Source organism: Pseudomonas sp. (assembly GCF_050739935.1).
Lineage (GTDB): Bacteria > Pseudomonadota > Gammaproteobacteria > Pseudomonadales > Pseudomonadaceae > Aquipseudomonas.
In genome coordinates this window covers 12,731-31,455 of sequence record NZ_JBOICF010000123.1, presented here as the reverse complement: position 1 = coordinate 31,455, position 18,725 = coordinate 12,731, and the positions used below count along the sequence as shown (strand labels likewise).

The 18,725-nt window shown below is 57.5% G+C and carries 17 protein-coding genes and 2 tRNA genes; 14 read left to right on the top strand and 5 right to left on the bottom strand.

The window, feature by feature from the left end; genetic code table 11:
• Nucleotides 1–16 precede the first annotated feature (16 nt).
• From tpiA to ACRER8_RS24585, 14 genes are all read left to right on the top strand, one after another.
• Nucleotides 17–772 (top strand): triose-phosphate isomerase, encoded by a 756-nt coding sequence (gene tpiA / locus ACRER8_RS24650; RefSeq protein ID WP_431748784.1) that lies wholly within the window; start codon nt 17–19, stop codon nt 770–772.
• Between the two features lie 4 nt (nt 773–776).
• Nucleotides 777–1,160 (top strand): preprotein translocase subunit SecG, encoded by a 384-nt coding sequence (gene secG, locus ACRER8_RS24645; protein ID WP_110951420.1) that lies wholly within the window; start codon nt 777–779, stop codon nt 1,158–1,160.
• Nucleotides 1,161–1,204: 44 nt separating this feature from the next.
• Nucleotides 1,205–1,290: transfer RNA gene (locus ACRER8_RS24640), tRNA-Leu, on the top strand.
• 97 nt (nt 1,291–1,387) lie between these two features.
• A tRNA-Met gene (locus tag ACRER8_RS24635) sits at nt 1,388–1,464 on the top strand.
• Between the two features lie 130 nt (nt 1,465–1,594).
• Nucleotides 1,595–2,053 carry a ribosome maturation factor RimP gene (gene rimP, locus ACRER8_RS24630; protein ID WP_199885276.1) on the top strand — a complete coding sequence of 153 codons (459 nt, stop codon included), beginning with the start codon at nt 1,595–1,597 and terminating at the stop codon, nt 2,051–2,053.
• 47 nt (nt 2,054–2,100) lie between these two features.
• The gene (gene nusA, locus ACRER8_RS24625; protein ID WP_110951422.1) at nt 2,101–3,582 is read left to right on the top strand and encodes a transcription termination factor NusA; all 1,482 of its coding nucleotides are present in this window, start codon (nt 2,101–2,103) and stop codon (nt 3,580–3,582) included.
• Between the two features lie 27 nt (nt 3,583–3,609).
• On the top strand, nt 3,610–6,150 hold the full coding sequence (infB, locus tag ACRER8_RS24620; protein WP_431748783.1) for a translation initiation factor IF-2: 2,541 nt from the start codon (nt 3,610–3,612) through the stop codon (nt 6,148–6,150).
• 158 nt (nt 6,151–6,308) lie between these two features.
• Nucleotides 6,309–6,710 (top strand): 30S ribosome-binding factor RbfA, encoded by a 402-nt coding sequence (gene rbfA / locus ACRER8_RS24615; protein ID WP_431748782.1) that lies wholly within the window; start codon nt 6,309–6,311, stop codon nt 6,708–6,710.
• A gap of 4 nt (nt 6,711–6,714) precedes the next feature.
• Entirely contained in the window at nt 6,715–7,632 is a 918-nt protein-coding gene (gene truB, locus ACRER8_RS24610; RefSeq protein ID WP_431748781.1) for a tRNA pseudouridine(55) synthase TruB, read from the top strand.
• A 149-nt stretch (nt 7,633–7,781) separates the two neighbouring features.
• On the top strand, nt 7,782–8,051 hold the full coding sequence (gene rpsO, locus ACRER8_RS24605) for a 30S ribosomal protein S15 (protein ID WP_002555121.1): 270 nt from the start codon (nt 7,782–7,784) through the stop codon (nt 8,049–8,051).
• A 176-nt stretch (nt 8,052–8,227) separates the two neighbouring features.
• Nucleotides 8,228–10,333: a polyribonucleotide nucleotidyltransferase gene (pnp, locus tag ACRER8_RS24600; protein ID WP_431748780.1), complete on the top strand. Its 2,106-nt coding sequence runs from the start codon at nt 8,228–8,230 to the stop codon at nt 10,331–10,333.
• A gap of 294 nt (nt 10,334–10,627) precedes the next feature.
• The gene (locus ACRER8_RS24595; protein ID WP_431748779.1) at nt 10,628–10,978 is read left to right on the top strand and encodes a BON domain-containing protein; all 351 of its coding nucleotides are present in this window, start codon (nt 10,628–10,630) and stop codon (nt 10,976–10,978) included.
• 813 nt (nt 10,979–11,791) lie between these two features.
• Nucleotides 11,792–12,790 carry a response regulator gene (locus ACRER8_RS24590; RefSeq protein WP_431748778.1) on the top strand — a complete coding sequence of 333 codons (999 nt, stop codon included), beginning with the start codon at nt 11,792–11,794 and terminating at the stop codon, nt 12,788–12,790.
• A gap of 3 nt (nt 12,791–12,793) precedes the next feature.
• Nucleotides 12,794–13,747 (top strand): diguanylate cyclase, encoded by a 954-nt coding sequence (locus tag ACRER8_RS24585; protein ID WP_431748777.1) that lies wholly within the window; start codon nt 12,794–12,796, stop codon nt 13,745–13,747.
• Nucleotides 13,748–13,904: 157 nt separating this feature from the next.
• On the opposite strand, the gene ACRER8_RS24580 is transcribed toward ACRER8_RS24585, so the two are convergent.
• The 5 genes from ACRER8_RS24580 to ACRER8_RS24560 are packed head-to-tail and all read right to left on the bottom strand — an operon-like array spanning nt 13,905 to nt 18,520.
• Complete coding sequence (locus ACRER8_RS24580) at nt 13,905–14,699, bottom strand: ABC transporter ATP-binding protein (RefSeq protein WP_431748776.1); 795 nt, start codon at nt 14,697–14,699, stop codon at nt 13,905–13,907.
• Nucleotides 14,700–14,753: 54 nt separating this feature from the next.
• Nucleotides 14,754–15,542, bottom strand: coding sequence for an ABC transporter permease (locus tag ACRER8_RS24575; protein ID WP_431748775.1), 789 nt, complete (start codon nt 15,540–15,542; stop codon nt 14,754–14,756).
• On the bottom strand, nt 15,539–16,450 hold the full coding sequence (locus tag ACRER8_RS24570; protein WP_431748774.1) for an ABC transporter permease: 912 nt from the start codon (nt 16,448–16,450) through the stop codon (nt 15,539–15,541). The genes ACRER8_RS24575 and ACRER8_RS24570 overlap by 4 nt, the downstream gene beginning before the upstream one ends.
• A 4-nt stretch (nt 16,451–16,454) precedes the next feature.
• Nucleotides 16,455–17,573 (bottom strand): ABC transporter substrate-binding protein, encoded by a 1,119-nt coding sequence (locus ACRER8_RS24565; protein WP_431748773.1) that lies wholly within the window; start codon nt 17,571–17,573, stop codon nt 16,455–16,457.
• Nucleotides 17,574–17,608: 35 nt separating this feature from the next.
• Nucleotides 17,609–18,520 (bottom strand): TauD/TfdA dioxygenase family protein, encoded by a 912-nt coding sequence (locus ACRER8_RS24560; RefSeq protein WP_431748772.1) that lies wholly within the window; start codon nt 18,518–18,520, stop codon nt 17,609–17,611.
• Nucleotides 18,521–18,725 lie beyond the last annotated feature (205 nt).

The window sequence follows — 18,725 nt, the reverse complement described above, 5'->3', positions numbered from 1 at the left end:
ACCGACGAGGTACAGCATGCGTCGCCCTATGGTAGCTGGTAACTGGAAGATGCACGGTACCTGCGCCAGCGTCGCTGAGCTGGTCGAGGGCCTTGCGAACATGGTCCTCCCGAGCGATGTCGATGTGGCGGTATTTCCGTCAAGTCTTCATATCGGCTTCGTCGTCGATTGCCTGGAAGGGCATTCGATTTCGGTCGGTGCGCAAAATAGCGCACATGAAGCAGGGCAGGGTGCGCTGACCGGTGAGATTTCGCCGACTCAGCTGGCCGATGCAGGTTGCAAGCTGGTGCTTGTGGGGCATTCGGAGCGTCGCCAGATCATGGGCGAAAGCAATGAAGTCCTTAACCGCAAATTCGCGGCAGCTCAGGCAAGCGGTCTTACGCCGGTGCTGTGCATTGGTGAAACACTCGAGCAGCGCCAGGCAGGTAAAACGCTTGAAGTCGTCGGGCAGCAGCTCGACAGCATCATCGAAGAGCTGGGTATCGATGCTTTCGTGAATGCGGTAATTGCTTACGAGCCGGTCTGGGCCATTGGCACCGGACTGACGGCCTCGCCGGAACAGGCGCAGGAAGTGCACGCAGCCATTCGTGCGCAGTTGGCGAAAGAGAATTCTGAAGTCGCGCAAGGTGTGCGGCTTCTATATGGCGGCAGCGTGAAGGCGGCCAATGCGGTCGAACTGTTCGGCATGCCGGATATCGATGGGGGGCTCATTGGTGGAGCTTCCCTGAATGCAGATGAGTTCGGTGCGATCATTCGCGCCGCGGGAAACTGAAAAAATGCTGGAAACAGTCGTAGTCGTTCTTCATCTGCTGGGTGCGCTGGGCGTTGTCGCTCTGGTATTGCTGCAGCAGGGTAAAGGTGCGGACGCTGGCGCGTCGTTCGGAGCAGGTGCATCAAATACTGTCTTCGGAGGCCAAGGTTCCTCTACCTTTCTTAGTAAGTTTACTGCTATACTTGCCGCCTGTTTCTTCATAACCAGCTTGGGGTTAGGTTACTTTGCTAAAGAGAAAGCTCACCAGCTGACTCAAGTAGGTTTGCCAGATCCAGCAGTGTTGGAAGTGAAACAAAAACCGGCGACAGATGATGTTCCGGTCCTGGAAGGACAACAGAAACCAGCCGCTGCTCCAGCTGATGTTCCTGCCGCTCCAGAACAGAAGTAACACAGGATTCGCAGTCGATATTGGGGCTGCAAAAGAGTTGTAATGCCGAGGTGGTGGAATTGGTAGACACGCAACCTTGAGGTGGTTGTGCCCATAGGGTGTAGGGGTTCGAGTCCCCTTCTCGGTACCAATTAACAAGTCAGCCCGCAGTAGCGGGCTTTCTTGTAGGTGGACGTGTCGGATTGACCCAAATCGGGATCGGTCGTATACTTCCGCCCCAGCTTTGTCGCGGGGTGGAGCAGTCTGGTAGCTCGTCGGGCTCATAACCCGAAGGTCGTTGGTTCAAATCCAGCCCCCGCAACCAGTTTTAGCGGAGCCCCTTTTCAGGGGCTTTTTGTTAGCTGGACACTTTATTACGCCGCTGTTCAACGGCGTTTTTCATGATGGGCGCTTTGCCCATTTTTTATTTGCACAGCATGCACGAGGGGGTTCAGGTGTCGAGCAAGCTAGAACAGTTGCAGGCGTTGCTGGCCCCGGTGGTCGTGGCCCTTGGCTATGAATGCTGGGGTATCGAGTTTTCGGCCCAGGGTCGTCACTCGATGTTGCGCGTTTATATCGATAAAGAGGGCGGCGTGCTGGTGGACGATTGTGCCATCGTCAGCCGTCAGATCAGCGGTGTTCTGGACGTAGAAGATCCGATCAGCTCCGAATATACGCTCGAAGTTTCTTCTCCTGGCATGGAACGCCCGCTGTTCACGATCGAGCAGTTTGCATCCTTTGCCGGGGAACAAGTGAAGATAAAGCTGCGTTCGCCCTTCGATGGTCGACGCAACTTTCAAGGCCTTCTCCGCGGGGTGGAGGAGCAGGATGTCGTGGTGCAAGTGGATGACCATGAATACCTGTTGCCGATCGATCTGATCGACAAAGCCAACATTATTCCCACGTTTGACTGAGACGCGGATCCCGCGGATCCAATGGCTTGCGAAAGGCGAGGCGTACGATGAGCAAAGAAGTACTGCTGGTTGTTGAGTCGGTATCCAATGAAAAGGGCGTACCGGCCGGTGTGATTTTTGAAGCGCTTGAGATTGCTCTGGCCACGGCCACCAAGAAGCGTTTTGAAGACGAAGTTGACCTTCGTGTGGAAATCAATCGCCACACGGGTGCATACGAGACTTTCCGTCGCTGGACAGTCGTTGAAGAAGACGATCTTGATGATCCGGCCATCGAAACCTGGCCGAGCAAGGTCGCCGAAACTCATCCGGGCGCCAATGTTGGCGACGTCGTGGAAGAAAAGATCGAGTCCATCGAGTTCGGCCGTATCGCTGCTCAGACTGCCAAGCAAGTCATTGTGCAGAAAGTTCGCGAAGCCGAGCGCGCTCAAGTCGTAGACGCTTATCGTGAGCGTCTGGGCGAAATCATTTCCGGCACTGTTAAAAAAGTTACGCGTGACAATGTCATCGTCGACTTGGGTAACAATGCCGAAGCTCTGCTGGCGCGTGAAGACATCATCTCCCGGGAAACTTTCCGCGTTGGTGTCCGCGTTCGTGCATTGCTCAAAGAGATCCGCACTGAAAACCGTGGTCCTCAGTTGATTCTGTCGCGTACAGCGCCGGAAATGCTGATCGAGCTGTTCCGGATTGAAGTTCCGGAAATTGCCGAAGGTCTCATCGAGGTGATGGCTGCCTCCCGTGATCCTGGTTCGCGTGCAAAAATCGCAGTTCGCTCCAAGGACAAACGCATCGACCCGCAAGGCGCTTGCATCGGCATGCGCGGTTCGCGTGTCCAGGCTGTTTCCGGCGAGTTGGGCGGCGAGCGTGTGGATATCGTGCTGTGGGACGACAACCCGGCACAGTTCGTCATCAACGCCATGTCGCCTGCCGAAGTGGCAGCGATCATCGTTGATGAAGACGCCCACGCCATGGATATCGCTGTAGGCGCAGACAACCTGGCCCAGGCGATTGGCCGCGGTGGTCAAAACGTGCGTCTGGCGAGCCAGTTGACTGGCTGGACCTTGAACGTGATGACCGAATCGGACATCCAGGCCAAGCAGCAAGCGGAAACCGGTGACATCCTGCGCAACTTCATCGACGAGCTGGAAGTCGACGAAGAGCTTGCTCAGGTACTGGTAGACGAAGGCTTCACCAGCCTGGAAGAGATTGCCTACGTACCGTTGGAAGAAATGCTCAACATCGACGGCTTTGACGAAGACATCGTCAACGAGCTCCGTGCTCGCGCCAAGGATCGTTTGTTGACCAAAGCCATCGCTACTGAGGAAAAGCTGGCAGACGCCCATCCGGCCGAAGACCTGCTCTCGCTTGAGGGTATGGACAAGGATTTGGCGATGGAACTGGCGGTGCGCGGCGTAATTACCCGCGAAGACCTGGCCGAGCAGTCTATTGACGATCTGCTCGACATCGACGGCATTGACGATGATCGTGCCGGCAAGTTGATCATGGCCGCCCGAGCCCATTGGTTCGAGTAAGTAGATGCGGCCTGAGGAGAGAAGTGCATGACGCAAGTCACGGTGAAAGAACTGGCCAAAACGGTCGACACACCGGTAGAGCGCCTGTTACAGCAGATGCGTGAGGCAGGTCTGCCGCACACCGCCGCCGAGCAAGTTGTGACCGATAACGAAAAGCAAGCCCTGTTGACGCACCTGAAAAGCGGCCACAAGGCTAAGGTGGAAGAACCGCGCAAGATCACTTTGCAGCGTAAGACCACCAGTACCCTGCGCGTTGCTGGCAGCAAAAGCATCAGCGTTGAAGTGCGTAAGAAGAAAGTCTTTGTACAGCGCAGCCCGGAAGAAATCGAAGCCGAGCGTAAGCGTGAGCAGGAAGAACGTCGTGCGGTAGAAAATGCCGCTCGTCAAAAGGCTGAAGAAGAAGCCCGTCAGCGTGCCGAAGAAGAAGCGCGCCGCCAGCCTGCTCCTGCTCCGCAAGCTGCCGACGCAGTGGCGGCAAGCGCACCTGCGGCCGAACAGGCTCCGAAAGTGGCTGCCGAACCTGTCCGGCAGGCGCCTGCCGCTGCACCCGCTCCAGCTGCCGATGCCCGTAAGCGCGACGAACCTCGTCGTCCGGACAAGCCACGTGCAGACGATAACAATCGTCGCGGCGGCGGTGGTGATGGTGAGCGCAAAAATGCTCCGCATCGTGCCTCGGTCAAGGAAAAGGCTCCGGCTCCGCGCGTCGCTCCACGCACTACCGACGAAGAAAGCGATGGCTTCCGTCGTGGTGGTCGTGGCAAGGCCAAGCTCAAGAAGCGCAATGCTCACGGTTTCCAGAGCCCTACCGGCCCTGTGGTTCGTGAAGTGAAGATCGGCGAGACCATCACTGTGGGCGATCTCGCTCAACAGATGTCGGTCAAGGCCGCTGAAATCATCAAGTTCATGTTCAAGCTGGGCACTCCAGCCACCATCAACCAGGTACTGGACCAGGAAACTGCCCAGCTGGTCGCCGAAGAACTGGGCCACAAGGTGACCCTGGTCAGCGATACCGCCCTGGAAGATTCCCTGGCCGAGTCGCTGAAGTTCGAAGGTGAGACGGTTCCTCGTGCGCCGGTCGTAACCGTCATGGGTCACGTTGACCATGGTAAGACCTCGCTGCTCGACTACATCCGTCGTGCCAAGGTTGCCGCGGGTGAAGCCGGTGGTATTACCCAGCACATCGGTGCTTACCATGTGGAAACCGATCGTGGCATGGTGACTTTCCTCGACACTCCTGGTCACGCCGCGTTTACCGCAATGCGTGCTCGTGGTGCCAAGGCGACCGATATCGTGATTCTGGTTGTCGCTGCTGACGACGGCGTGATGCCGCAGACCATCGAAGCCGTGCAACACGCACAGGCCGCAGGTGTTCCGCTGGTAGTGGCCGTGAACAAGATCGACAAGCCTGGCGCTGACATGGACCGCATTCGCAGTGAGCTGTCGGTCCACGGCGTGACGTCCGAAGAGTGGGGCGGCGATACGCCATTCGTACCTGTTTCGGCAAAAGTCGGTACCGGTGTCGACGAGCTGCTTGAAGCCGTCCTACTGCAGGCTGAAGTTCTTGAACTGGGTGCCACTCCATCGGCTCCTGGCCGCGGTGTTGTAGTTGAATCGCGCCTGGACAAGGGCCGTGGTCCGGTTGCGACCGTTCTGGTTCAGGACGGTACGCTACGTCAGGGCGACATGGTTCTGGTCGGCTCCAACTATGGCCGCGTTCGCGCCATGCTTGACGAGAACGGCAAGCCGATCAAGGAAGCCGGCCCATCCATCCCGGTCGAGATTCTCGGCCTGGATGGTACTCCGGACGCTGGCGACGAGATGAGCGTTGTGGCTGACGAGAAGAAAGCCCGCGAAGTAGCTCTGTTCCGTCAAGGCAAGTTCCGCGAAGTCAAGCTGGCCCGTGCTCACGCCGGCAAGCTTGAAAACATCTTCGAGAACATGGGGCAGGAAGAGAAGAAGACGCTCAACATCGTCCTCAAATCCGACGTCCGTGGTTCTCTGGAAGCTTTGCAGGGCGCCTTGAATGGCCTGGGCAACGACGAAGTACAAGTACGTGTAGTGGGCGGCGGCGTCGGTGGTATCACCGAAAGCGATGCCAACCTGGCGCTGGCTTCCAACGCTGTTCTGTTCGGCTTCAACGTGCGTGCTGACGCTGGCGCGCGCAAGATTGTCGAGCAGGAAGGTCTGGATATGCGTTACTACAACGTCATCTACGACATCATCGAAGACGTCAAGAAAGCCCTCACCGGTATGCTTGGCAGCGACGTCCGGGAGAACATCCTGGGTATTGCCGAAGTTCGCGATGTGTTCCGTTCGCCGAAGTTCGGCGCGATTGCCGGCTGCATGGTCATCGAAGGCGTTGTGTTCCGTAACCGTCCGATCCGTGTACTGCGTGAAGACATCGTTATCTTCGAAGGCGAGCTGGAATCCCTGCGCCGCTTCAAGGATGACGCTTCCGAAGTGCGTGCCGGCATGGAATGCGGTATCGGCGTCAAGAGCTACAACGACGTCAAGGTCGGCGACAAGATCGAAGTCTTCGAGAAGGTCCAAGTGGCTCGCAGCCTCTAAATCGCGAGCTTCAGGAGTCATGGCTGTCGTCGTATGCAAATGCGCAGCGCCCGTCATGGACTCTAAACGCAACGCCCGGTCCGGCTTCTGCCAGGCCGGGCGTTTGCCGCTTTCAGACCGTGTGGCTTTTGCCACAGGTCAGTGACAGGTAACAAGACATGGCAAAAGAATACAGCCGTACCCAACGTATCGGCGATCAGATGCAGCGCGAGCTGGCTCAGCTGATTCGTCGCGAAGTGAAGGACCCGCGTGTGGGCCTGGTCACCATCACCGCAGTCGACGTCAGCCGTGACGTGGGCCACGCGAAGATTTTCATCACCGTGATGGGGCAGGACAACGCCGAAGATATCGCGCAGAGCATCAAGGTGCTCAATTCCGCAGCCGGTTTCCTGCGCATGCAACTGGCGCGGGAAATGAAGCTGCGCAGCGTGCCTCAGCTGCACTTCCATTACGACGAAAGCGTCGTTCGTGGTGCGCATCTGTCGGCGTTGATCGAGCGCGCGGTGGCCGAAGACGGTCAGCACGAACCCTCTGCCAAGCAAGACGGTTCGGAGGAATAACGGCGTGGCCCAGGTCAAGCGTATCCGCCGCAACGTCAGCGGCATCATCCTGCTCGACAAGCCATTGGGTTTCACATCCAACGCCGCTTTGCAGAAGGTTCGCTGGTTGCTCAATGCGGAAAAGGCCGGCCATACCGGTAGCCTCGATCCATTGGCCACTGGCGTTTTGCCGTTGTGCTTCGGCGAGGCGACCAAGTTCTCCCAATACCTGCTCGATTCCGACAAGGGTTACGAAACCCTGATGCAGCTGGGCAAGACCACCACCACAGCTGATGCCGAAGGCGAAGTGTTACAAACTCGTCCGGTAACCGTTGGTCGCTCCGATATCGAAGCTGTGCTGCCTGATTTTCGTGGGCAAATCAGTCAGATACCACCGATGTACTCCGCCCTCAAGCGTGATGGCCAGCCGTTGTACAAGTTGGCTCGCGCAGGGGAAGTGGTGGAGCGCGAAGCGCGTTCTGTTACTATTGCGCGCCTGGAATTATTGGCGAGCGAAGGCGAGACCGCTCGATTGGCCGTCGACTGTAGCAAAGGCACCTATATTCGTACCCTGGTGGAGGATATCGGTGAAAAACTCGGCTGCGGTGCGTACGTTGCCGAGTTGCGTCGCACGCAGGCGGGCCCTTTCACTCTTGCGCAGACCGTAACGCTGGAAGAGCTGGAAGCGGTGCACGCTGAAGGCGGCAATGAAGCAGTCGATCGCTTCCTAATGCCGTCCGACAGCGGCTTGCAGGACTGGCCTTTGCTGAAGTTTTCAGAGCACAGTTCGTTTTACTGGTTGCACGGTCAGCCAGTCCGGGCCCCGGATGCGCCGAAGTTTGGCATGGTGCGGGTGCAGGATCATGAAGGACGCTTCATCGGGATAGGTGAAGTGAGTGAAGACGGGCGCGTTGCGCCGCGTCGACTGATTCGGTCAGAGTGACCGGAGCCGTCGTGACAGGTTTGCTGACATGGCGGTGAGAGGGTGGCTGTTAACAGGCACGGTCACTCCTCATTTTTTAATACGAGAGTCTGCTCTCGGCCTGTTGAAACCTCTCTCTGGAGCGGTTTCCTGATAAAAGGAATGCCCACATGGCACTCAGCGTTGAAGAAAAAGCTCAGATCGTAACCGACTACCAGCAAGCTGTTGGTGACACTGGTTCGCCAGAAGTGCAAGTTGCACTGCTGACCGCCAACATCAACAAACTGCAAGGCCACTTCAAGGCCAACGGTAAAGACCACCACTCCCGTCGTGGCCTGATCCGTATGGTAAACCAGCGTCGTAAGCTGCTGGACTACCTGAAAGGTAAGGACGTTAGCCGTTACAGCGCCCTGATCGGTCGTCTGGGTCTGCGTCGCTAATAACGACGTTGCGAGAGGTTGGTTGTCTGTCAGGATTCGACGGTTTTATCCGGCGTATCCTGGCAGGCTCCCAGCCTCTAGTTTTATCTGGACTGCCGAAGGGTCCGATTCCCCTCGCTGCCCAAGAATTCGCAAGAAACCAGTTCCCCCAAGAGCCACAAAGAAGGTAGGAAACCGTGAACCCGGTAATCAAGAAGTTTCAATTCGGTCAATCGACCGTAACCCTGGAGACAGGCCGCATCGCCCGTCAGGCTTCTGGTGCAGTATTGGTCACCGTTGACGACGACGTCACCGTGCTCGTGACTGTGGTCGGCGCCAAGCAAGCAGACGCCGGCAAAGGCTTCTTCCCACTTTCCGTTCACTACCAAGAAAAAACCTACGCTGCCGGTAAGATCCCAGGCGGTTTCTTCAAGCGTGAAGGCCGTCCTTCCGAGAAAGAAACCCTGACCTCGCGTCTGATCGACCGTCCGATCCGTCCGCTGTTTCCTGAAGGCTTCATGAACGAAGTGCAGGTTGTCTGCACTGTCGTTTCCACCAGCAAGAAAACCGATCCGGACATCGCTGCGATGATCGGTACATCGGCCGCTCTGGCAATCTCCGGTATTCCTTTCGATGGCCCGATCGGCGCCGCTCGCGTAGCTTTCCACGAAAGCACCGGCTATCTGCTGAACCCGAACTACGAACAACTGAAGGCGTCGAGCCTGGACATGGTCGTTGCCGGTACCGAAGAAGCGGTACTGATGGTTGAATCCGAAGCCAAAGAGCTGACCGAAGACCAGATGCTGGGCGCCGTACTGTTCGCCCACGACGAATTCCAGTCGGTGATCAAGGCTGTCAAAGAGCTGGCTGCCGAAGCTGCCAAGCCTACCTGGAGCTGGGCTCCGAAGGCTGAAGCTACTGAGCTGCTGAGCACTATCCGCTCCGAGTTCGGCGCCGCCATCTCCGAGGCCTACACCATCACCGTCAAGGCCGACCGTTATGCGCGCCTGGGCGAGTTGAAGGATCAGATCGTTGCCAAGCTGGCTGTTGAAGAAGGCAGCCCGTCTGCTTCCGAAGTCAAAGCAGCTTTCGGCGAAATCGAATACCGCACCGTTCGCGAAAACATCGTCAACGGCAAGCCGCGCATCGACGGTCGTGACACTCGCACCGTGCGTCCGCTGAACATCGAAGTTGGCGTTCTGCCGAAGACCCACGGTTCGGCACTGTTCACCCGTGGTGAAACTCAGGCGCTGGTCGTGGCCACCCTGGGTACTGCGCGTGATGCGCAACTGCTCGACACCCTCGAAGGCGAGAAGAAAGACCCCTTCATGCTGCACTACAACTTCCCTCCGTTTTCGGTGGGCGAGTGTGGTCGCATGGGTGGCGCTGGTCGTCGCGAAATCGGTCACGGCCGCCTGGCCCGTCGTTCGGTTCAGGCCATGTTGCCTGCCGCTGACGCGTTCCCATACACCATCCGTGTTGTATCGGAGATCACCGAGTCCAACGGTTCCAGTTCCATGGCTTCGGTCTGCGGTGCTTCTCTGGCACTGATGGACGCCGGTGTGCCGATGAAGGCGCCGGTTGCCGGTATCGCCATGGGTCTGGTCAAGGAAGGCGAGAAATTCGCAGTCCTGACCGACATCCTGGGTGACGAAGACCACCTCGGCGACATGGACTTCAAAGTGGCCGGTACCGCCAACGGCGTCACCGCGCTGCAGATGGACATCAAGATCAAGGGCATCACCGAAGAAATCATGGAGATTGCCCTGGGCCAGGCTCTGGAAGCTCGCCTGAACATCCTCGGCCAGATGAACAACATCATCGGTCAGTCGCGCACCGAGCTGTCGGAAAACGCTCCGACCATGATCGCGATGAAGATCGATACCGACAAGATTCGTGACGTCATCGGTAAAGGTGGTGCGACCATCCGCGCTATCTGCGAAGAAACCAAGGCTTCGATCGACATCGAAGACGACGGCTCGATCAAGATCTTTGGCGAAACCAAGGAAGCGGCTGAAGCAGCACGTCAGCGCGTTCTGGGTATCACCGCAGAGGCTGAGATCGGCAAGATCTATGTCGGTAAGGTTGAGCGTATCGTCGACTTCGGCGCTTTCGTCAACATCCTGCCGGGCAAAGACGGTCTGGTTCACATCTCCATGCTGAGCGACGCTCGCGTAGAGAAGGTGACCGATGTGCTGAAAGAAGGTCAGGAAGTCGAAGTGCTGGTACTGGACGTCGATAACCGCGGCCGTATCAAACTGTCGATCAAAGACGTGGCGGCTGCAAAGGCTTCGGGCGTTTAATCGCACGTTGCCCAAGCTGCATGGAAAAGGCCCTTAGGGGCCTTTTTTTTTGATTGTAATTAATGGCTTATGGGTCGAGCGACGCTTTGTCGCGCGGCCGGAACATGCATCTTGCAAGCGGAACTTTCCGTAAACGGGCAATCTGCACGACCGAGCGGGATCCACTATTGATTAACTCATTGATTTATATAGGGATAATATCGGAAGGGAGTTTGGCACACCGCTTGCGATATACCAGTAACCCTGCAGCCAACGAGGTTGGCGCAGATTCTGAGAAAAACAGGAGTTACTCGTATGAAGAAGTTCGCTATCGCTGCCGCTACCGCCACTGCTCTGACTCTGACCCTGGCTAACGTCGCCATGGCTCAAACCTCTACTCAAGCTCCGATGATGGTAGCTGCAGGCGAAGTCACCAAAACCAAAGAAGCCACTTCCGATACCTGGATCACCACCAAGGTCAAATCCGATCTGCTGACCGAGAAAGGCATTCCAGGCTCTGATATCAAGGTCGAAACCAACAAAGGCGTGGTTTCCCTGTCGTCAACCGTCGCTGTTACCGAAGCGCAAAAAACCACCGCAGTCGCTATCACCAAGAAAATCAAAGGCGTAAAAGCCGTTTCGGCTGATGGTCTGAAAGCTGAATAATCAGTTTCCCAAGAACCGTACGAACGGACAATTAACGGCCAGGGAGGCCGTTGGTTGATCGGTTGAAGGTTCATGCGAAGGTCATATGGATGTGACCATTACAAGCCCCGACGTTCGCGCCGGGGTTTGTTTTATTCAGGGTTTGTTTAAGCGTTGCGGGTTAATAGCTAGGCTTAAGCGTATAAAGCTATAAAGATCATGAATTTGCGTCGTTATTGGTCTCGAAATGTTCTTTGAAGTTTAGCGACGTATTCTTATCGTTGCGGTCGTTACCTGTCTAACATCCCTTCATCAATTATCGACCAGCCCGAGCACCGTATTGGGTCGCTCTGCCGTTTATCTGTGCCTGCGGTGCACTCTTGGTGACCCTCCACGTCGCCGGCTGCTTGGTAAGCTGCGCACGTTGCGGTAGCGAAAGCTTCGATGGCTTGACCTCGGAAAGCCTCCAAATAAGTCGGCAAGCAGAATTTCCACGTTAATAAACGCCGCGATTGGGAAGTATTCGGTCAATCCACCTATATTCCGTAATACTGGGCGAAATTACAGTCTCCTGCGAACTGCGCGAGAAAATATTGACGTCATAAAACAATCACTTTCAATCTGTTGATTTCGTGTAAATGGATGTCATTGTCTTTAGCATAAATATTGCATATTGCCATCAGACGTCTGAATGAGTGAAGATTCGACCCACTTTGTCGGCTGATATTTAACCGAACAAGTATTCGGTAGCCAGTGGGCTCAAGTATTCCCAGGCAGTTAATTGCACAGATTCCGGGCCAGGCCTGAAACTCTTTTGCCGTGAGATTGAAAGCAATGGCCACCATTCCCCTGCTGATTTGCGACGACTCCAATATGGCGCGCAAACAGCTGATAAGGGCCTTACCTTCCGATTGGGGGGTATCGGTCACGACAGCCACCAATGGGCATGAAGGTCTTGAGGCTATTCGTCAGGGCCTGGGCCAGGTGGTGTTACTTGACCTGACCATGCCGGACATGGACGGCTATCAGGCGCTGGCCGCCATTCGCGCGGAAAACCTGCAGGCCAAGGTCATCGTGGTATCTGGCGACGTCCAGGAGGAGGCCGTGCGGCGGACTCTGGAACTGGGGGCGCTGGCGTTTCTGAAAAAGCCAGCGGACCCCCTTGAGCTGCAACAGACGTTGCAGCGTCTCGGGCTTTTGGGTGAGCCGACCACAGCCCTCGCCGTCGCGCCAAAGGTCGAACACGCCGCCATCAGTTTTCAGGATGCCTTCCGCGAAACCATCAACGTGGCCATGGGGCGTGCCGCCGCGTTGCTGGCGCGGGTGCTCGGCGTGTTCGTGCAACTGCCGGTGCCCAACGTCAACATGCTGGAAGTCGGCGAGCTGCACATGGCGCTCGCCGACGCCCAGGCCAGCGATCGCCTGACCGCGGTATGTCAGGGCTACATTGGCGGCGGCATCGCCGGTGAGGCGCTGTTGCTGTTTCACGATTCTGAAATCGCCGATATGGCGCAGTTGATGAAGATTCAGGACAGCGACTATTCCGACATGGAAATGCTACTGGACCTGTCTTCGATTTTGATCGGCGCCTGCCTCAGTGGCATTGCCGAGCAGATCGACATCGAGTTTTCCCAAGGGCATCCACAAGTCCTCGGCCTGCACAGCGGTATCGAAGAGCTGATCCGCATCAATCAGCAGCGCTGGAAGAAGACGCTCGCGGTGGAGATCAGTTATAGCCTGGAAGGTCACAATATTCATTTCGACTTGTTGATGTTGTTCACCGAGGACTCGGTAGAGCGGCTGTCGCGAAAACTCGCCTACCTGATGAGCTGATTCATGAACGATCGTATCGACATCAAAGAATTGCATTGGCTGCTGACCATCACCCAGAGCATCGACGTCGGCGTGGTGGTGCTCGATCAGGACTATCGGGTCCAGGTGTGGAATACCTTCATGGAAAACCGTTCGGGCGTGTTGCCGTACGAGGCAGCGAATCGCTCGTTCTTCGAACTGTTTCCGGAGGTCAATCAAGACTGGCTGAAAAAGAAGATCGACAGCGTGATTACCCTGGGTACGCCAGCGTTCACCATCTGGGAGCAGCGTCCGTATCTGGTGCGTTTCAAAAGCTATCAGCCGATCACCGGGCGAGAAGATTTCATGTACCAGAACACCACGATGTTCCCTCTGCGCTCCACCAGCGGGGAGGTTTCTCATGTGTGTCTGGTGATCTACGACGTCACGGATGTGGCGACCAACCGGTTGCAATTGCAGGCAGCCAATAACGAACTGCAGAAACTTTCCAGCACCGACCGCCTGACCGGCCTCAGCAACCGTGGTCACTGGGAAGAGGCGCTGCGCCTGGAATACGCCCGGCATGTACGCTACGGCACGACGGCTTCACTGGTGATGTTCGACATCGATCACTTCAAACGGGTCAACGACACCTATGGTCACCAGTGCGGCGACAAGGTGATCCAGCGGGTGGCCGACGTGATCCGCGAACACATCCGCGATTCCGATATCGCCGGGCGCTATGGCGGCGAGGAGTATGCGGTGCTGTTACCGGACACGGACAAGTACGGCGGCGGCATGTTCGCCGAGCGGCTGCGGGTGGCCGTCGAGGCGCAGGAAATCATGCACGAGGGCGAGGTGATTCGCTGCACCATCAGCCTCGGTGTCGCAGACATGAACACACCGCTGAACGAGCACAAGACCCTGATCGAATGGGCCGATCAGGCGCTGTATGCCTCGAAGAAGAACGGGCGTAATCAGGTGTCGTTGCATGAGTGACTGACCTGGATGTCTGTCACCCAGCGAATTTTCCGGCCATTAACGGGCTCTCTGGGAGCGAATTATTCGCGAGACGTCTGTATAGCCGAAACCGATTCATCGACTGCCATATTTTTCGCGAATAAATTCGCTCCCACAGAGGTGAGTAGTTGCGGGGTCAAGACAGCTCCGCGAAATCACTCAACACATCATCACGCAGCGCAATGAATCGCGCATCGCTGCGGTTGCGTGGGCGGGGCAAGTCGATGTCGACGATGCGACGTATCCGCCCCGGATGCGGCTGCATCACCACCACGCGATCGCCCAGGTACACCGCTTCATCGACATCGTGGGTGACGTGGACCATGGTGATCTTTTCCTGTTGCCAGATGGTCTGCAGCTCGCGTTGCAGACGAGTGCGAGTCAGGGCATCGAGGGCGCCAAAGGGCTCGTCCAGCAATAACACGCTGGGGCGATTCACCAGGCCGCGAGCGATCGCCACGCGCTGAGCCATGCCGCCGGAAATCTGATGCGGGTAGGATTCGGTGAAGTCCTGAAGACCAACCAGATGAATATGCTCACGCACGGTCTCGCGCTTTTGCGCGGGCGTCAGGGGCGCGTTCTTTAAACCTACCGCGACGTTCTGCTCCACGGTCAGCCACGGAAACAAACGGTGATCCTGAAACACGATGCCGCGCTCCAGGCCGGTGCCCTTGATTGGCTTTTCATCGAGCAGGATGCGTCCGTCGAATTCTTCGTCCAGACCGAGGATCAACCGCAGCAACGTCGACTTGCCGCAACCGCTGGCGCCGACGATGGTGATGAATTCGCCGGGGGCGATGTCCAGCTGAATGTTGTCCAGCACTTGCAGTTGTGTGTCTGTATTGGCGCCGGAGAAGCGCTTGCTGATGTTCTCTAGACGCAGCCCATTGCCTTGCTGTGTCGAAAGCGGGAGCGGTTGGCTGGCGGGCATGGTGAATTCCTTTGAGTGCTTGAGTTGTCGAGATAAGAACTGTCGAGATAAGAACTAGCGAGGCGAAACGCCGTAGAGCCGCTGCATGCGACGTTCCAGTCGGCGCGCCAGGACGTTCAGCCCCCAGCCGACCAGACCGATGATGACCATGCCGAACAGCACCAGATCCATCATGAAATGTTCACTGCCGTCGATCAGCGTGTTGCCGATGCCGTCGCCGGAGACCAGCAGGTATTCGGCACCAATGGTCGCCAGCCATGAATACACCAGCGCCAGATAGATCCCGGTAAAGATCGATGGCAACGCGGCGGGCAGCATCACCCCGACAATGGTCTGCCAGCGACTGAAGCCATACACCTTCGCGACTTCCAGAAACGCGTTCGGCACGTTACGCAGACCGTCACAGGTATTGACCACTACCGGCACCAGCGCGGCGAGCGAAAGAAACACCACCTTCGCCACGTCGCCCAGCCCGAACCACACCGAGATCAGCGGGATCCAGGCGAACAGGGAAATCTGCTTGAAGGTGTTGAAGCTCGGTCCCACCAGACGCTCGAACAGTCGCGAGAAACCCAACAGGCATCCGAGGATCAGCCCAAGCGCGGTGCCGATGAAAAAGCCGCTGAGGTCGCGTGCCAAGCTCGACGAGATCGCCCGCCAGAACTGGCCCGCAGTCACCTGATGCCAAGCCGTGATGGCCACCTTTTGTGGCGAGACCAGCAGGCCCGAATCGCTCCAGCCCTGATTCGCCGCCAGCCACCAGATCGCGACGCCGACCACCGGCACGACCCAGCCACGATAGCGATGCTGATGAGGTGCGTGTGTTGCTGTCAGTGAACTCATGCCAGCCTCCCTGGCGTAATCGCCCGACCCTTGTTGAGACGACGCTCGATGACTTCGAAGCCGCGATCGATCAACAGCCCGACCGTGCCGACCACGACCACCGCCGCCATCACCAGATCCAGCTGGAACAACTGACGTCCGTAAGCGATCAGGTAGCCCAGGCCCTCACTGGAGGCGAGCAACTCGACCACCACCAGCGACAACCAGGCCTTGGTGAAGCCCAGGCGCAGGCCAGTAAAAATCGGCGCGACCGCAGAAGGCAGCACGATGTCGGTGACGATCTGGCGCTGACTGAAACCATACGCCTGACCGACCTCAAGCAGGCGCTTGGGCACCTGATGAAACGCCTGCAAGGTACACAGAGTGACCGGCACCAGTGCAGCATGAGCGATGAGTACGTATTTCAGCGGCTCACCGATGCCGAACAGCAGCAGGGCGAAGGGCATCCAGCCCAATACCGGGATTTGCACCAACGCGTTGAAAGTCGGTAGCAGATAATCTTCCACGGTTTTCGACAGGCCCATGAACAGACCCAGCGTCACGCCGAGACCCGAACCGATCAGAAAGCCCACCAGCACCCGCTGCAGACTGGCCGAAGCGTTAAGCCACAAATCGCCGGTGGTGAACAGATCTGTGAGTGTCTGATAGACGTACGCCGGTGGCGGCAGCACTTGCTCCGACAACCAGCCGCGCTCGGTGCCCACATACCAGAGACCCAGCAGCGCGATAGGCAGCAGCCAGGGCAGCGCGATGTTCACTGCGCGGGCTCGCCAGACTGGGCGAGGGTGGGCGGCGATAGAGACGCGTCGCGGCGCGCGAGCCACGAAGTTGGGCAGGCGCTCAACGGGCGCCAGCTTTTTCGCTGGCGACCGTTGTTGATCGAGTACGGGTGCGGTGGCTCTGGCCATGACATCAGCCTCCGTTATTGACGGTTTTGTTCGATGACGCCGTAGCGGTGTTCGCTGCTGCCTTGCCGTCCGCGCCATAGGAGGTCCAGTAATGCTCCAGGCCTTTGGCCTTTAGCGCGTTTTCCAGATACTTGGTCTCGAACCAGCCGTCGATAGTCACCGGACGGCGAATCATCTTCTCGTCCTTGGCTTGGTCGGCAACTGCCTGATAGCGCGTGCGCAGAAATTCATCCACCAGCGGCGAGGCGCTGTCACGCAAGCTGATGTGGCCGAAGTCGGCTTTGAGCGAAGCCAGCGGCTCGTTGGTCTTGGCCCATTCGTTGAGCACAGCGTCGCGGTTGCTTTCCTCGGACTCCCACTTGGCGGCGTCGACCAGGGTGTTCACCACTTTTTGTACGTTGTCCGCGTGTTCCTTTTCATAAGCGCCGCGAACTACCAGGGCGCATTGCCGGGTGTAGCGCACGTCGTTGTTCGGGTTGTCGAAGATGATGTCGACGAGCCCCTGATCGCGCAGCTTGAACAACTCGCGACCGCCGAATGCAGCATCGACCCCTTTCGAGGCCAACGCGGCCTGGCTGCTGCCGCTGTCGAGGTTGATGACCTTCAGATCTCGCTCGGTCAGGCCGTGATCAGCCAACAGGTTGATCGATACCAGATGGCCGTTGGTGCCGCGAAAGACCGCGACTTTCTTGCCCTTGAGGTCTTCGATGGTCTTGATGTCGGAGCCTTTCGGCACCGCCAGATAGACGTTGGAGCGCACGCCGATCGCGGCCAGCAGCTTGGTGTCCAGCCCGTTGGCGCGACCGACCACTTGCGGCAGGTCGCCTTCATAGGCGAAGTCCAGCTGCTGGTTCGACAGCGCCTCGTTCACCGCAGGCCCCGCGCCCTTGAAGAAAAACCATTGAACTTCGGTCCCGGTGCTTTCGAAGGCCTTTTCCAGCAGTTGCTGATTGCGCACGATACCCAACGATGAACCGCTGAAAGTCACGGGATCGCCACCTCCCGCGCTGGCCACGCCAATGCGCAGAACGTCGGCCTCGGCCAAGGGCATCATCAGCAGCGCCGCCAGTGCGGTAGCTACGCTTTTCGTGCTGAATACAGATGTTCGCTTGGCCTGTGCCATGACGTTTTTTCCTTAAAAAATTGAGTGACGAGGGATCAGGCGGCCAGATGTTTTTTGGCAGCTTCAGTCGGCGGGGACAGGGTGTCGGGTGTGGGCTTGATCGCCTGGCTCGCACGTCCATCGACGCCGACCGGGATGTCGCCGGTTACGGTTGTGCGACGCACGATACGCTCGGCGTTGCCGTAGTCATTGATCGCGATGTGCTGCGTGGCGCGGTTGTCCCAGATCACCACGTCGCCTTCGCTCCAGCGCCAGCGCACAGTGTTGTCCAGATGGGTGATGCGGTCGTGGAACAGGCGGATCAGTTGCTTGGAGTCGTTGCTGCTGACGCCCTGAATCTGTTTGACGAAGTGGCCGAGCAACAGGCTGCGCTCGCCGGTTTCCGGATGCACGCGCACCAGCGGGTGTTCGGTTTCATAGACTTCCGCGGTGAACTGCTCGCGGTAGCGTTTCACGCCAGCATCGCCGGTATCGCGAGGCGCTGCGTAGTCGTAGAGATTGGTGTGCAGGGCACGCAGACTGTCGGCCAGCACTTTCAGCGGAGCAGGCAGGTCGGCGTAGGCCGAGGCGGTGTTGGCCCATACCGTATCGCCACCGTAAGGCGGGATGACCACTCCACGCAGGATGGAAATCTTCGGGTAATTGGCAACGAAGGTGACATCGGTGTGCCACGAGTTGGCGCGGGTTTCCTTGGCGTCCAAATGCAGGATGGCGTTGCTCTGCCTGGCCGACGGCACAGTCGGATGCGGCACCTGATCGCCGAAGCGCAGGGAAAAGCTTTCGTGCTGCTCATCGGTCAGGAATTGGTCGCGGAAAAACAGGACCTTGTGCTTGAGTAGCGCCTGATTGATGAGGTCGAAGTCTTGCGCAGAGATATCACCGGAAAGTTTGATGCCGCTCAACTCGGCGCCGATTCTTCCTGCCACGGGTTTGATCTGAATCGCCATGTCCTGAACTCCTGTCTAGGGTTGTTGTGGCTCAGATCATAAAGATATAAATCGGCGATCCGCTAATCACCTTTTGTCATAAATATAGAAGGAGAGTTTATGCGGGATGTTTATGAAGATAACCAAACTTCATAAGGTTATTTCGAAATGGATGAGCGCTTGATCGAGATGCGGGGCGGCGCGCTGTAGCAGCCGGTCTTGCCGA